This is a genomic window from Streptomyces sp. YIM 121038, assembly GCF_006088715.1.
In the GTDB taxonomy this organism is placed as follows: Bacteria; Actinomycetota; Actinomycetes; order Streptomycetales; family Streptomycetaceae; genus Streptomyces.
Map to the genome: position 1 here is coordinate 6,744,812 of NZ_CP030771.1, position 14,491 is coordinate 6,759,302.

The 14,491-nt window shown below is 71.9% G+C and carries 9 protein-coding genes; 6 read left to right on the top strand and 3 right to left on the bottom strand.

Features of this window, described 5'->3' with window-relative positions; all coding sequences use genetic code 11:
* Window positions 1-53: 53 nt before the first annotated feature.
* The gene (gene smc, locus C9F11_RS29170; RefSeq protein WP_138962050.1) at window positions 54-3,632 is read left to right on the top strand and encodes a chromosome segregation protein SMC; all 3,579 of its coding nucleotides are present in this window, start codon (window positions 54-56) and stop codon (window positions 3,630-3,632) included.
* A gap of 218 nt (window positions 3,633-3,850) precedes the next feature.
* Window positions 3,851-5,278, top strand: a complete 1,428-nt coding sequence (locus tag C9F11_RS29175; protein WP_138962051.1) for a sugar porter family MFS transporter — start codon at window positions 3,851-3,853, stop codon at window positions 5,276-5,278.
* Here the strand turns inward: C9F11_RS29175 and C9F11_RS29180 are convergent.
* Both C9F11_RS29180 and C9F11_RS29185 read right to left on the bottom strand, forming a co-directional pair.
* Window positions 5,275-6,303, bottom strand: coding sequence for an LLM class flavin-dependent oxidoreductase (locus C9F11_RS29180; RefSeq protein WP_138962052.1), 1,029 nt, complete (start codon window positions 6,301-6,303; stop codon window positions 5,275-5,277). The two genes, C9F11_RS29175 and C9F11_RS29180, sit on opposite strands and share 4 nt — an antisense overlap.
* A gap of 131 nt (window positions 6,304-6,434) precedes the next feature.
* Window positions 6,435-7,895 carry a cytosine permease gene (locus tag C9F11_RS29185; protein ID WP_138962053.1) on the bottom strand — a complete coding sequence of 487 codons (1,461 nt, stop codon included), beginning with the start codon at window positions 7,893-7,895 and terminating at the stop codon, window positions 6,435-6,437.
* A 204-nt stretch (window positions 7,896-8,099) separates the two neighbouring features.
* On the opposite strand from C9F11_RS29185, the gene ftsY reads away from it, so the two are divergent.
* Window positions 8,100-9,329, top strand: coding sequence for a signal recognition particle-docking protein FtsY (ftsY, locus tag C9F11_RS29190; RefSeq protein ID WP_138962054.1), 1,230 nt, complete (start codon window positions 8,100-8,102; stop codon window positions 9,327-9,329).
* Window positions 9,330-9,579: 250 nt separating this feature from the next.
* On the opposite strand, the gene C9F11_RS29195 is transcribed toward ftsY, so the two are convergent.
* Window positions 9,580-10,362: a bifunctional DNA primase/polymerase gene (locus tag C9F11_RS29195; RefSeq protein WP_249401923.1), complete on the bottom strand. Its 783-nt coding sequence runs from the start codon at window positions 10,360-10,362 to the stop codon at window positions 9,580-9,582.
* A gap of 519 nt (window positions 10,363-10,881) precedes the next feature.
* Between C9F11_RS29195 and C9F11_RS29200 the strand changes: the two genes are divergently transcribed.
* The 3 genes from C9F11_RS29200 to C9F11_RS29210 all read left to right on the top strand — a co-directional run bounded on the left by C9F11_RS29200 (window position 10,882) and on the right by C9F11_RS29210 (window position 14,482).
* The gene (locus C9F11_RS29200; RefSeq protein ID WP_138962055.1) at window positions 10,882-12,366 is read left to right on the top strand and encodes a hypothetical protein; all 1,485 of its coding nucleotides are present in this window, start codon (window positions 10,882-10,884) and stop codon (window positions 12,364-12,366) included.
* Between the two features lie 413 nt (window positions 12,367-12,779).
* The gene (locus C9F11_RS29205; RefSeq protein ID WP_138962056.1) at window positions 12,780-14,147 is read left to right on the top strand and encodes an ammonium transporter; all 1,368 of its coding nucleotides are present in this window, start codon (window positions 12,780-12,782) and stop codon (window positions 14,145-14,147) included.
* Window positions 14,144-14,482, top strand: a complete 339-nt coding sequence (locus C9F11_RS29210) for a P-II family nitrogen regulator (protein WP_138962057.1) — start codon at window positions 14,144-14,146, stop codon at window positions 14,480-14,482. The genes C9F11_RS29205 and C9F11_RS29210 overlap by 4 nt, the downstream gene beginning before the upstream one ends.
* Window positions 14,483-14,491: the final 9 nt, after the last annotated feature.

Here is a 14,491-nt window from a genome sequence, read left to right on the forward strand (position 1 = left end):
ACGGCCCGTGCGTTCCCTCGGTGAACTCTCGGCGAAAGGTAGAGTCCAGCGGCGTGCACCTCAAGGCCCTGACACTGCGCGGCTTCAAGTCCTTCGCGTCCGCCACGACGCTGAAGTTCGAGCCGGGCATCACCTGCGTCGTCGGACCCAACGGCTCCGGCAAGTCCAACGTCGTGGACGCGCTGAGCTGGGTCATGGGGGAGCAGGGCGCCAAGTCGCTGCGCGGCGGCAAGATGGAGGACGTGATCTTCGCGGGCACCACGGGCCGCCCGCCGCTCGGCCGCGCCGAGGTCTCCCTCACCATCGACAACTCCGACGGCGCGCTGCCCATCGAGTACGCCGAAGTAACGATCACGCGGATCATGTTCCGCAACGGCGGCAGCGAGTACCAGATCAACGGCGACACCTGCCGTCTGCTCGACATCCAGGAGCTGCTCTCCGACTCCGGCATCGGCCGCGAGATGCACGTCATCGTCGGGCAGGGCCAGCTCGACTCCGTCCTGCACGCCGACCCCATGGGCCGCAGGGCCTTCATCGAGGAGGCCGCGGGCGTCCTCAAGCACCGCAAGCGCAAGGAGAAGGCGCTGCGGAAGCTGGACGCGATGCAGGCCAACCTCGCGCGGGTGCAGGACCTCACCGACGAGCTGCGCCGCCAGCTCAAGCCGCTCGGGCGGCAGGCGGCCGTCGCGCGCCGCGCCGCCGTCATCCAGGCCGACCTGCGCGACGCCCGCCTCCGGCTGCTCGCCGACGACCTGGTCGGCCTGCGCGAGGCCCTGAACACGGAGGTCGCCGACGAGGCCGCGCTCAAGGCCCGCAGGGACGCCGCCGAGGCGGAGCTGAAGGCGGCCCTGACGCGCGAGGCCCAGCTGGAGGACGAGGTCCGTCGGCTCACCCCGCGCCTCCAGCGCGCCCAGCAGACCTGGTACGAGCTGTCGCAGCTGGCCGAGCGGGTGCGCGGCACCGTCTCGCTCGCCGACGCCCGGGTCACCAGCGCCACCTCCGCGCCGGCGGAGGAGCGGCGCGGCCGCGACCCGGAGGACATGGAGCGCGAGGCCGCCCGCGTCCGCGAGCAGGAGGCCGAGCTGGAAGCCGCCCTGGAGGCCGCGCAGCACGCCCTCGACGACACCGTCGCGCACCGGGCCGACCTGGAGCGGGACCTCGCCGCCGAGGAGCGGCGCCTGAAGGACGTGGCCCGGGCCATCGCTGACCGGCGCGAAGGCCTCGCACGGCTCGGCGGCCAGGTCAACGCGGCCCGTTCGCGGGCCGCTTCCGCCCAGGCCGAGATCGACCGGCTCGTCCTGGCGCGCGACGAGGCCCAGGAGCGGGCCGCCGCGGCGCAGGAGGAGTACGAGCAGCTCAAGGCCGAGGTCGACGGGCTCGACGCGGGCGACGCGGAGCTCGGTGAGCGGCACGAGGAGGCCCGCCGGGCCCTCGCCGACGCCGAGGCCGCGCTGGCGGCGGCCCGGGAAGCGGCCACCGCCGCCGAGCGGAAGCGGGCCGCCGTCGCCGCCCGGCACGAGGCGCTCGCGCTCGGGCTGCGCCGCAAGGACGGCTCGGGCGCGCTGCTCGCCGCGAAGGAGCAGCTCACAGGCCTGCTCGGGCCCGCGGCCGAACTCCTCTCCGTCGCGCCGGGCTTCGAGGTGCCGGTGGCGGCGGCGTTCGGCGCGGCGGCCGACGCCATCGCCGTCACGACGCCCGCGTCCGCCGCAGAAGCGATCCGCCTGCTGCGCAAGCAGGACGCGGGGCGGGCCGCGCTCCTGCTCGCGGGGGCCGCCGACACCGAGGGGCCCGCCCCTACGGGCGAGGCCGCGGGCGGGGCCGCGGAGGACGGGCCGCCCCGCGCCGCCGACCTCGTGCGCGGCCCCGCCGAACTGCTGCCCTCCGTGCGGCGGCTGCTGCGCGGCATCGTCGTCGTCGGCACCCTCGAGGACGCCGAGGACCTGGTGTACGCGCACCCGGAGCTGACCGCGGTCACCGCCGACGGCGACCTGCTCGGGGCGCACTTCGCACAGGGCGGCTCCGCGGGTGCGCCCAGCCTCCTTGAGGTGCAGGCCGCGGTGGCCGAAGCCGCCGCCGAGCTGGACGAACTCGGCGTGCGCTGCGAGGAGTTGACGCGGGAGCAGCGGGCCGCCGACGAGCGGCGCCGGGAGTGCGCCGCGCTCGTGGAGGAGCTGGGGGAGCGGCGGCGCACCGCCGACCGGGAGAAGTCCGCCGTCGCGCAGCGGCTCGGCGGCCTCGCGGGCCAGGCGCGCGGCGCCGCCGGTGAGGCCGAGCGGTCCGCCGCGGCCGCCGCCAAGGCCCAGCAGGCCCTGGAGAAGGCGCGGTGGGAGGCCGAGGAGCTGGCCGAGCGGCTGGCCGTGGCCGAGGAGATGCCCGCGGACGAGGAGCCGGACACCGGGGTGCGGGACCGGCTCGCGGCCGACGGCGCCAACGCCCGCCAGACCGAGATGGAGGCCCGCCTCCAGGTCCGTACGCACGAGGAGCGGGTGAAGGGGCTCGCCGGGCGGGCCGAATCGCTCGACCGGGCCGCCCGTGCCGAGCGCGAGGCACGCGCGCGTGCGGAGCGGCACCGGGCCAGGCTGCGGCACGAGGCCGCGGTCGCCGCGGCCGTCGCGTCCGGGGCCCGTCAGCTGCTCGCGCACGTCGAGGTCTCCCTGGTCCGGGCCGAGGAGGAGCGGGCGGCGGCCGAGCGGGCCAGGGAGGCGCGCGAGCGGGACCTCGCCGCCGCGCGGAACCAGGGGCGCGACCTCAAGGCGGAGCTCGACAAGCTGACGGATTCGGTTCACCGGGGCGAGGTACTCGGCGCGGAGAAGCGGCTGCGGATCGAGCAGCTGGAGACCAAGGCGCTGGAGGAGCTCGGTGTGGAACCGGCGGGGCTCGTGGCCGACTACGGGCCCGATCAGCTCGTGCCGCCCTCGCCCCCCGCCGAGGGCGAGGAGCTGTCGGAGGACCCCGCGCATCCGCGCAACCAGCCGCGGCCGTACGTCCGTGGAGAGCAGGAGAAGCGGCTGAAGTCAGCCGAACGGGCGTACCAGCAGTTGGGGAAGGTCAATCCGCTCGCCCTTGAGGAGTTCGCGGCCTTGGAGGAGCGTCACAAGTTCCTCTCCGAGCAGCTGGAGGACCTGAAGAAGACCCGCACCGACCTCCTCCAGGTGGTGAAGGAGGTCGACGAGCGCGTCGAGCAGGTCTTCACCGAGGCCTACCGGGACACGGCCCGGGAGTTCGAGGGCGTCTTCAGCCGCCTCTTCCCGGGCGGCGAGGGACGGCTGATCCTGACCGATCCCGACAACATGCTCGCCACGGGTGTCGACGTCGAGGCCCGTCCGCCCGGCAAGAAGGTCAAGCGGCTCTCGCTGCTCTCCGGCGGCGAGCGGTCGCTGACGGCCGTGGCGCTCCTGGTGTCGATCTTCAAGGCGCGGCCCAGCCCGTTCTACGTGATGGACGAGGTGGAGGCGGCGCTCGACGACACCAACCTCCAGCGGCTCATCCGCATCATGCAGGAGCTCCAGGAGGCCTCGCAGCTCATCGTGATCACGCACCAGAAGCGCACGATGGAGGTCGCCGACGCGCTCTACGGCGTTTCGATGCAGGGCGACGGCGTCTCCAAGGTGATCAGCCAGCGGCTGCGCTGAGCCTTTCTTGATCAACTTCATTCCGCTTCAACTCTTGAAGTCAAACCGTGACCGGTGTTGATTCAGCTGGTTCTCCATGAGGTATTGACTTCGAAACTTGAAGGCATAGTCTCTGCAACGTTGCTTTTACCTTCAGGTGGTGGGCGGCGTGAAGTTGTGCGCCACTTGAAGAGCTCGCCCCCACCCCGGCAGCGACGCCGGTGGCCCGAGGAGTACACGTGACCAGCACAGCGCAGCCGCCGACACCACGGGCCCGGGAGGCCCACCCGGACCATCTCGGCCATGTCATCTTCATCACGGCGGCAGCCGCGATGGGCGGATTCCTCTTCGGTTACGACAGTTCCGTGATCAATGGCGCCACGGTGGCCATTCAGCACCGGTTCGACGTGGACGCCAACCTGCTCGGCTGGATCATCGCCACCGCGCTGCTCGGCTGTGCCGTCGGCGCCGCCGTCGCCGGCCGGGTCGCGGACCGCATCGGCCGCATCCGCGTCATGCAGATCGCCGCGGTCCTGTTCGCGGCCAGCGCCATCGGCTCGGCCCTGCCGTTCGCCGCCTGGGACCTGACGGTGTGGCGCCTCATCGGCGGCATCGGCATCGGCATGGCCTCCGTGATCGGCCCGGCCTACATCGCCGAGGTCGCGCCGCCCGCCTACCGGGGCCGCCTCGCCTCCTTCCAGCAGGCCGCCATCGTCATCGGCATCGCCGTGTCGCAGCTGGTCAACTGGGGCATCCTGAACATGGCCGACGGCGATCAGCGCGGCAAGCTCGCGGGCCTCGAAGCCTGGCAGTGGATGCTCGGCGTCATGGTCGTCCCGGCCGTCCTCTACGGCCTGCTGTCCCTCGCGATTCCCGAGTCGCCGCGCTTCTTGATCTCCGTGGGCCGCGACGCCGAGGCCCGCAAGGTGCTCGCCGACGTCGAGGGCAAGGACGTCAACCTGGACCAGCGCATCGCGCAGATCAACATGGGCATGCGCAGCGAGCACAAGTCCACGTTCAAGGACCTGCTCGGCGGCCGGGGCGGCTTCCTGCCGATCATCTGGATCGGCATCGGGCTCTCGGTCTTCCAGCAGCTCGTCGGCATCAACGTGATCTTCTACTACTCGAACCAGCTGTGGCAGTCGATCGGCAAGGACCCGTCCAGCTCGTTCCTGTACTCCTTCGAGACCTCGATCGTGAACATCGTCGGTACGGTGATCGCGATGGTCCTGGTCGACCGCATCGGCCGCAAGCCGCTGGCCCTGATCGGCTCCGCGGGCATGGCGGCGGCCCTGTTCACCATGGCGTGGGCGTTCTCCTACCGCAGCGGCTCCGGTGACGACGTCTCGCTGCCGCACGCGCAGGGCCTGGTCGCGATCATCGCCGCCAACGCCTTCGTGCTCTTCTTCGCCTTCTCCTGGGGCGTGGTGGTCTGGGTGCTCCTCGGCGAGATCTTCCCCAACCGCATCCGCGCCGCCGGTCTCGGCGTGGCCGCCTCCGCCCAGTGGCTGGCCAACTTCGCGATCACCAAGACCTTCCCGAGCATGTCCGAGTGGTCCCTGAGCGGCTCGTACATCATCTACGGCGCCTTCGCGGCCCTCTCGATCCCCTTCGTCCTGAAGTTCGTCAAGGAGACGAAGGGCAAGACCCTGGAGGAGATGGGCTAAGACCCCGCTGCCCCCTCCTCCTGCGGAAAGCTGCCCCGGCTCAAGGACCCGACGTCCCTGAGCCGGGGCAGTACGCGTTCGCCGAACAGGCGCAGGCCCCGCCAGCCCTCGTCCACCGGCATCCCGCCGACCAGCGGATGCAGCACGAGGCTCGGCGCGCCGCCCGCCGCGTGCGCCACGCACTCGTCCGGCGTGAGGACGCGGTACACGCCCTCCGCGCGCAGCTCGTCGACCGTCGTGGCCGTCGACCGCACCGCCGAGCGGACGCCGCCCGACTGCCAGGACGCGTAGGCGCGCGCCTCGTGCAGGAAGTGCTCGCCGTACGTCGCCCAGGCGCGGTCCGGGTCCTCGGCCAGGTGCAGCAGCGGGGTCTGCGCCGCGGGCATCGTGGTCCAGCCCTCGGTGCCGTACTCCGTGAGCTTGCGCCGGTAGTACGCGTCCAGCTCCGGCAGGTGCGCGCTGGGGAAGAAGGGCAGGCCGAGCCGGGCCGCGCGGCGCGCCGCCGCCCGCGAGGAGCCGCCCACCAGGAGCAGCGGATGGGGCCGGGTGCCGGGGCGCGGCGTCACGCGGACCCTGCGCCCGCGGAAGGTGAACTCCTCGCCGGTCCAGGCCCGCAGCAGGGTCTCCAGGAGCTCGTCCTGGAGCGCGCCGCGCCGGGCCCAGTCGACGCCGAGGGCCGCGTACTCCTCGGGCCGGTAGCCGATGCCCGCCACCGTGACCAGGCGGCCGCCGCTGAGCAGGTCGAGCACGGCGACGTCCTCGGCGAGGCGCAGCGGGTCGTACAGGGGGCCGATGGCGGCCGAGACGGTGACGAGGACGCGTCGGGTGGCGCCGAACACCGCGCCCGCGAAGGTCAGCGGCGAGGGGAGCCAGTTGTTGGCCGCGCCGTGGTGCTCCTCGGTCTGGACCGTGCTGACACCGTGGGCGTCGGCGTAGGCGGCCATCTCCACGGCGGCCCGGTAGCGCGCGCCGAGCTCCCGCGACGCCGGGTCGACGAGGTTGAAGCGGACGACTGTGACGGGCATGCGCAACGTCCCCCTTCACCGGGACCCGCATCGGCGGCGGGCCGTGGGCGGCGAAGGGGGACGCTAGCTGACGCAGTGTCAGATGAACAGGGGCGTACGGCAGCCGGGCCGCCGGGGACGGCCCGTCGGGCTCACGCCTTGGCGGAGACCGGCTCGGCCGCGGCGGCCGGGGCCTTCGCGTCGCCCTCGGGGAGCGGCTGGCGCGGCAGGAGCGCGTACAGCGCCCCGGCGACCAGGATCGTCACGAGCCAGCCCAGGCCGTTGCGGCCGACCCAGGACGTGGCGAGCGGGCCGCTGAACCAGTCGACCTTGGTGAAGAGCAGGCCCACGAGGAGCGCGACGGCCCAGGAGGTCATCGCCTGCCAGGCGAAGCCCGCCTTGTACCAGTAGACGCTGGTGCGCGTGGTGTCCATCAGGCCTTCGCCGTCGTACGTCCTGCGGCGCAGCATGTCGATGCCGAAGACGCCGATCCAGGCGGAGAAGGCGACGGCGAGCAGCGTCAGGAAGGAGATGAACGAGCCCATGAAGCTCGTCGCCACGTTCATCAGGAGGTAGCCGAAGATCAGGCTGATGATCGCGTTCACGCTGACCGCCCACGCGCGCGGGACCTTGATGCCGAGGGTCATCGCGGTGAAGCCCGCCGAGTACATCGACATCGAGTTGATCAGGAGCATGCCGATCAGGGCCATGATCAGGTACGGCACGGCGATCCACGTCGGCAGCAGGTCGCCGAGGAAGGCGACCGGGTCCTGTGCGGAGGACAGGCTCGGCGTGGAGACGGCCATGACGGCGCCCATCAGGACCATCGGCACGACGACGATCGCGGCACCGCCGACGGCGTGGCCGACCAGCGGCTTGCTCGGCGCCGTGCGCGGCAGGTAGCGGGTGAAGTCCGGGCCGGTGGGGACCCAGCTGATGCCGCCCGCGGCGATGGTGCCGATGCCCGCGATCATCATCGCGGTGGAGCCCGCGGGCTTGTCGAAGACCTGCGACCAGTCGGTGTTCTTCAGGAGGTAGACGAGCACCAGGACGCTGAACGCGCCGAAGAGGTACGTCGACCACTGGCTGCACACGTGCAGCACCTTGCGGCCGAGGCCCGAGATGAGGAACGTGGCGGCGACGAAGGCGAGCAGGGTGACGACCTTCAGGGCCGTGTTCGCCTTCACGCCGAAGCAGATGTCGAGCACGGTGAGGATCGCGTACGCGCCCGTGACCGCGTTGATCGTCTCCCAGCCCCAGCGGGCGACCCAGATCAGCGCGCCGGGGAAGAGGTTGCCGCGCTGGCCGAAGACCGCGCGCGAGAGCGTCATGCCCGGCGAGCCGCCGCGCTTGCCCGCGATGGAGACCAGGCCCACCAGGCCGTAGCTCAGGACGGGCGAGACGAGGGCGACGACCAGGACCTGCCAGAAGTTCAGCTCGTTCGAGACGATGAGGCCCGCGCCCATGGTGAGCAGCAGCACGCTGATGTTGGCGGCGACCCAGGTGGGGAACAGCTCGCGGGTCCTGCCGTGGCGTTCGGAGTCGGGGACCGGCTCCAGACCCCTGGTCTCCAGGGCGCCTTCGTGTTCGGCGGTTTCGGCGGTGGTGCTCATGAGGGGGAGTTCCGTGCCTCTCGCTCGGTCTGCGTCGACGTTGTCGCAGCCGGTGGGGGTTTTCTTCGGATGGGACTCTACGCGCGTTGACGCAGCCTCTTCCATCGTACTTTAGTCCGAGTAATCCCGGCTAGTGGCCTATGTCTTTTGGAGGAAGCCACAAGGGGGGCCCGTGGGCGAGCCATGACTGATACTGGGTGGGTTATGGAAATCGTCATCCTCGCTGTAGTCATCGCCGTGGTCGTGGTCGGCGCGATCGGCGGGCTCGTCGTCGGCAGCCGCAAGAAGAAGCAGCTGCCGCCGTCCCAGGCCCCGTCGAGCACGCCCACCATCACCGCACCCCCCGCCGAGCCGCACGTCGGCGACGAGGCCGAGACGCCGCGCGACGAGCCGCGCCGCACCATCGAGGAGGTGGACCTGCCGGTCGCCGAGCCGTCGGCGTCCGCCCCCGTCGTGGTCGAGGAGCCCGAGGCTCCCGAGGCCCCCGAAGCCCCGGAGATCGAGACCCCGGAGCCCACCGCGGGCCGCCTGGTGCGGCTGCGCGCCCGCCTGTCCCGCTCGCAGAACGCGCTCGGCAAGGGCCTGCTGACCCTGCTCTCCCGCGAGCACCTCGACGAGGACACCTGGGAGGAGATCGAGGACACGCTCCTCACCGCCGACGTCGGCGTCGCCCCCACCCAGGAGCTCGTCGAGCGGCTGCGCGAGCGCGTGAAGGTGCTCGGCACCCGCACCCCGCAGGAGCTGCGCACCCTGCTGCGCGAGGAGCTCCTCCAGCTCGTCGGCACGGACTTCGACCGCGCCGTCAAGACCGAGTCCGGCCTGGAGACCCCGGGCATCGTGATGGTCGTCGGCGTGAACGGCACCGGCAAGACCACCACCACCGGCAAGCTCGCCCGCGTCCTCGTCGCCGACGGCCGCTCGGTCGTCCTCGGCGCCGCCGACACCTTCCGCGCCGCCGCCGCCGACCAGCTCCAGACCTGGGGCGACCGCGTCGGCGCCCGCACCGTGCGCGGACCCGAGGGCGGCGACCCGGCCTCCATCGCCTTCGACGCCGTCAAGGAAGGCATCACCGAGGGCGCCGACGTCGTGCTCATCGACACCGCGGGCCGGCTGCACACCAAGACCGGCCTGATGGACGAGCTCGGCAAGGTCAAGCGCGTCGTCGAGAAGCACGCCCCGCTCGACGAGGTGCTGCTCGTCCTGGACGCCACCACCGGCCAGAACGGCCTGGTCCAGGCCCGGGTCTTCGCCGAGGTCGTCGACATCACCGGCATCGTCCTCACCAAGCTCGACGGCACCGCCAAGGGCGGCATCGTCGTCGCCGTCCAGCGCGAGCTGGGCGTGCCGGTCAAGCTGGTGGGCCTGGGCGAGGGCGCGGACGACCTCGCGCCCTTCGAGCCCGAGGCCTTCGTCGATGCCCTTATCGGCGACTAGGCGCTTCGCGGGAAGCGCGGTGCCGAACCTGCGGGCCGCCGGTGGCTGGTCGCGCCCGCGTGGCGGAGCCACATATCGGCACAGCCCCGCGCCCCTTCGGGGCGCTGCCGTGCCGCGGCGGCCTACACCGTGGCCGCTCAGCCGCGCGGATCAAGGAGAAGGGCCCCACCCCGGGGTGCAGCCGGGGCGGGGCCCTTCCGTATGGGGCGGCCGACGCGCGGGGAGTGCGCCCCCGCGCGCGTGCGGGGCGTTACGCCGGGGAGCGGTGGGCCACGTACGCCAGCGTGCCGAGCACGAGACGGGCGTGCGGAGGGCTCGTCGCCGAGTCCGGGTCGGGGGCGCGCAGCCAGCGCACCGGGCCGAGCCCGCCGCGGTCGGAGGGCGGCGCGGTGATGTGGCTGCCGGGGCCGATGCCGTGCAGGTCCAGGGCCGCGTCGTCCCAGCCCATGCGGTAGAGCAGCTGGGGGAGTTCGGCGGCGGCGCCGGGCGCGACCAGGAAGTGCGTGCGGCCGTCGGGCGTGGCCGCCACCGGGCCGAGCGGCAGGCCCATCCGCTCCAGGCGCACCAGGGCCCGGCGCCCGGCGGTCTCCGCGACCTCGATGACGTCGAACGCCCGGCCGACCGGCAGCATCACGGCCGCCCCGGGGAACTGCCCCCAGGCGTCGGTCACTTCGTCGAGCGTGGCGCCCGCGGGGACCTCCGGCGCGAAGTCGAGGGGGTGTGCGCCGGGGGCCGGACACCCGGCGGCGCCGCAGGAGCAGCGCCCGTCCTGGGCGCGCGCCCCGGGCACCACGGCCCAGCCCCACAGGCCCGTGTACTCCGCCACCGCCGTGCAGTCGGACGCGGCGCGGCCCCGCCGCCGCGACGTGGCGCGCGGCTCCTTGGGCTCCTTCGCGCGGCCGGGCTCGCGGTCGCCCGTGCCCCGGGCCGTCCCGCCCGTGTCCTTCGCCTCCGGGAGTCCCGAGTCCTTTGTTCCGCGGTCACCGGAACGGGGCTCTTTGGTCCCCCGGATGCCGCCGATCGTGAAGCCCATGCCCCCTCCAACGGGTCGAGTGCGCCGTGGTTACGTGACGGAATCGGATCGTGACTCTCTGTCTTAAGCTGTCTTGAGCCGTCTTGAGTGGTGCCCGGCGTCACTGTTTGGACGTCTCAAGCCGACTTTCGCTGACTTTCGCCGACTTCCGCCGCCAAGTGCTCGCGGCGCTCGGGGGATTCGGGGGTGGTGTGACCCGCGACCCGCGCCCCTGCGTGCTCCGTTCCGCCGACTCTCGGTTGTTCTGTGTCAAGTGAATCGCGTGCGGCGGTCCGGGAGTTCATTCGAAGGGGTGGCGAATGGTGGCGTTTCCGGGATCGCCCTCGCCGGAGAGGTGATCGTAGGATTACTTTCAGTGCATGGAGTCGGGAGCAGTGCGCGCCCGCGGGTATGCCGGAGGCAAGTCGGCTTCCCGTTCGATGGGTGACATTCTCCGGACGGGCGGCCGCGGCACGCGGCATTCTGTTAGGGCTTGACCGAGGACCGCGTACAAGTGTCTTGAGGGATGGGGGCGTTCCAGTGGGCGGCAGTAGCGGTGGCGGTACGAACGCCGAGAAGCGCCCGAACGAGATGCTCACCTCTTGGTTCGTGCGCAGCGGCTGGTCGAAGGGCGAGCTGGCGCGGCAAGTGAACCGCAGAGCCAGGCAGTTGGGCGCTCATCACATCTCCACGGACACCTCCCGCGTCCGGCGCTGGCTGGACGGGGAGAATCCGCGCGAGCCCATTCCGCGCATCCTCTCCGAGCTGTTCTCGGAGCGCTTCGGATGCGTCGTCGCCGTCGAGGACCTCGGCCTGCGCGCCGCCCACCAGTCGCCCTCCGTCTCCGGCGTCGACCTGCCCTGGACCGGGCCGCAGACGGTCGCGCTCATCAGCGAGTTCAGCCGCAGCGACCTGATGCTCGCCCGGCGCGGCTTCCTCGGCACCTCGCTCGCCCTGTCCGCGGGCCCCGCCCTGATCGAGCCCATGCAGCGCTGGCTGGTGCCGGGCCCCTCCACCGCCCAGGTGGTGGCCGAGCCCGAGCCCCAGCAGTACGCCGGCAGGCGGCCCGGCCGCCTCTCCAAACCGGAGATGGACCTCCTGGAGTCCACCACGGTGATGTTCCGCCAGTGGGACGCCCAGTGCGGCGGCGGCCTGCGCCGCAAAGCCGTCGTCGGCCAGCTGCACGAGGTGACCGACCTGCTCCAGGAGCCCCAGCCCGAGTCCACCGCCAAGCGCCTGTTCAAGGTCGCCGGTGAACTGGCCGAGCTCGCGGGCTGGATGAGCTATGACGTGGGGCTCCAGCCGACCGCCCAGAAGTACTTCGTCCTCGCCCTGCACGCCGCCAAGGAAGCGGGCGAGAAGCCCCTCGGCTCGTACATCCTCTCCAGCATGAGCCGCCAGATGATCCACCTCGGCCGCCCCGACGACGCCCTGGAGCTCATCCACCTCGCCCAGTACGGCAGCCGCGACTGCGCGAGCCCGCGCACCCAGGCGATGCTGTATGCGATGGAGGCCCGCGCCTACGCCGGAATGGGCCAACCGGGCCGCTGTAAACGGGCGGTGCGCATGGCCGAGGACACCTTCACCGACGCGGACGACTGGGACGAGCCCGAGCCGGACTGGATCCGCTTCTTCTCCGAAGCCGAGCTCAACGGCGAGAACGCCCACTCCTTCCGCGACCTCGCCTACGTCGCGGGCCGCAGCCCGACCTGCGCCTCCCTCTCCGAGCCCGTCATGGAGCGCGCCGTCGAGCTCTTCGGCAAGGACCCCGAACACCAGCGGTCGTACGCGCTGAACCTGATCGGCATGGCCACCGTCCACCTGCTCCAGAAAGAGCCCGAGCAGAGCATGCTCCTCGCCAGGGACACGCTGGACATCGCCAAGAAGGTGCGCTCCGAGCGGGTCAACACCCGGCTGCGCAAGACCGTCGCCAACGCCGTGCGGGACTTCGGCGACGTCCCGGAGGTCGTCCACTTCACCGACCAGCTCGCCCAGGAGATGCCGGAAACCGCGGAGGCCGTCTGACGGTCCGAGGTCCCGCCGACCCTCCAGGGCCCCGGCCCGACGCCCCAGGACTCCGGTCGCGGCAGCCCATCCCGAACAGCCCGACTCGGCTCCCCCATGCCAGGTCATCCGGATGGCGCCGCGGCCGGGCTGCTTTTGCGCCCGAACCGCCGCCGCTCTCGCGGACCGGGGCGCTCGCCGTGGGGGTCGCCCAATCGATGGCTGGGGTTTTGGGAGGATACGTTCCGCCCTCCGGTTCTGGCGTGCAGTTCATTCACGCGTAACACGCCCGACCTCTTCGTCACTGCCGCGAAACATCGAGCGGCACTGGCCGAAACCGCGCTGCGCCAACCTCGTGCCGCATAACCGGTCCACCGTCCTCGCACCGCAGAGGCCGGACCGCACGGGCCGCATCCGACGACGAGGAGACTGCGATGCCCCCAGGCATCCGGCTTGCCGCAGACGCCCCGGAGCTGTCTGCCGCCAACACCGGGTTCATGCTCATCTGCTCCGCCCTGGTGATGCTCATGACGCCGGGTCTCGCCTTCTTCTACGGGGGCATGGTCCGCGTCAAGAGCACCCTGAACATGCTGATGATGAGCTTCATCAGCCTGGGGATCGTCACCCTCCTGTGGGTGCTCTACGGCTTCTCCCTCGCCTTCGGCACCGACCACGGCAGCCTCATCGCCTGGGACTCCGACTACGTCGGGCTCGGCGGAATCGGCCTCACCGAGCTGTGGGACGGCTACACCGTCCCCGTCTACGTCTTCGCGGTCTTCCAGCTCATGTTCGCGATCATCACGCCCGCCCTGATCAGCGGCGCCCTCGCGGACCGCGTGAAGTTCACCGCCTGGGCCCTGTTCGTCACGCTGTGGGCCACGATCGTGTACTTCCCCGTCGCCCACTGGGTGTGGGGCACCGGCGGCTGGGCCTTCGAACTCGGCGTGATCGACTTCGCGGGCGGCACCGCCGTGCACATCAACGCGGGCGCCGCGGCCCTCGGCGTCATCCTCGTCATCGGCAAGCGCGTCGGCTTCAAGAAGGACCCCATGCGCCCGCACAGCCTGCCGCTCGTGATGCTCGGCGCCGGCCTGCTGTGGTTCGGCTGGTTCGGCTTCAACGCCGGGTCCTGGCTCGGCAACGACGACGGCGTCGGCGCCCTGATGTTCCTCAACACCCAGGTCGCCACCGCCGCCGCCATGCTCGCCTGGCTCGTCTACGAGAAGCTGCGGCACGGCGCGTTCACCACGCTCGGCGCCGCCTCCGGCGCCGTCGCGGGCCTCGTCGCCATCACTCCTTCCGGGGGTTCCTGCTCCCCGCTCGGCGCCATCGCCATCGGTGCCGTCGCCGGACTGCTGTGCGCCATGGCCGTCGGCCTGAAGTTCAGGTTCGGCTTCGACGACTCCCTCGACGTCGTCGGCGTCCACCTCGTCGGCGGCGTCACGGGCTCCCTCCTCGTCGGCCTCTTCGCCACCGGCGGCGGCCAGTCCGACGCCAAGGGCCTCTTCTACGGCGGTAACCTCGACCAGCTCGGCAAGCAGGCCGCGGGGGTCGGTGCCGTCCTCGCGTACTCCTTCCTCGCCTCCGCCGTGCTCGCCCTCCTCATCGACAAGACGATCGGCATGCGCGTCAGCGAGGACGAGGAGGTCGGCGGCATCGACCAGGTCCAGCACGCCGAGACGGCGTACGACTTCAGCGGCGCGGGCGGCGGCACGGCGCCCCGCACCACGGCCGCCGTGCCGGGCCCGGTGGCGCAGACCGCCGCCGCCGCGGAGCCGAAGAACAAGAAGGTGGACGCATGAAGCTCATCACCGCGGTGGTCAAGCCGCACCGGCTCGACGAGATCAAGGAAGCCCTCCAGGCCTTCGGCGTCCAGGGCCTGACCGTCACCGAGGCCAGCGGCTACGGACGCCAGCGCGGGCACACCGAGGTCTACCGCGGCGCGGAGTACACCGTCGACCTCGTCCCCAAGATCCGCATCGAGGTCCTCGTCGAGGACGGCGACGCCGAGCAGCTCGTCGACGTCATCGTGAAGGCCGCCCGCACCGGCAAGATCGGCGACGGCAAGGTGTGGACGCTGCCCGTCGAGACCGCCGTCCGCGTCCGGACCGGCGAACGCGGCCCCGACGCCCTGTAACCCGCCCAC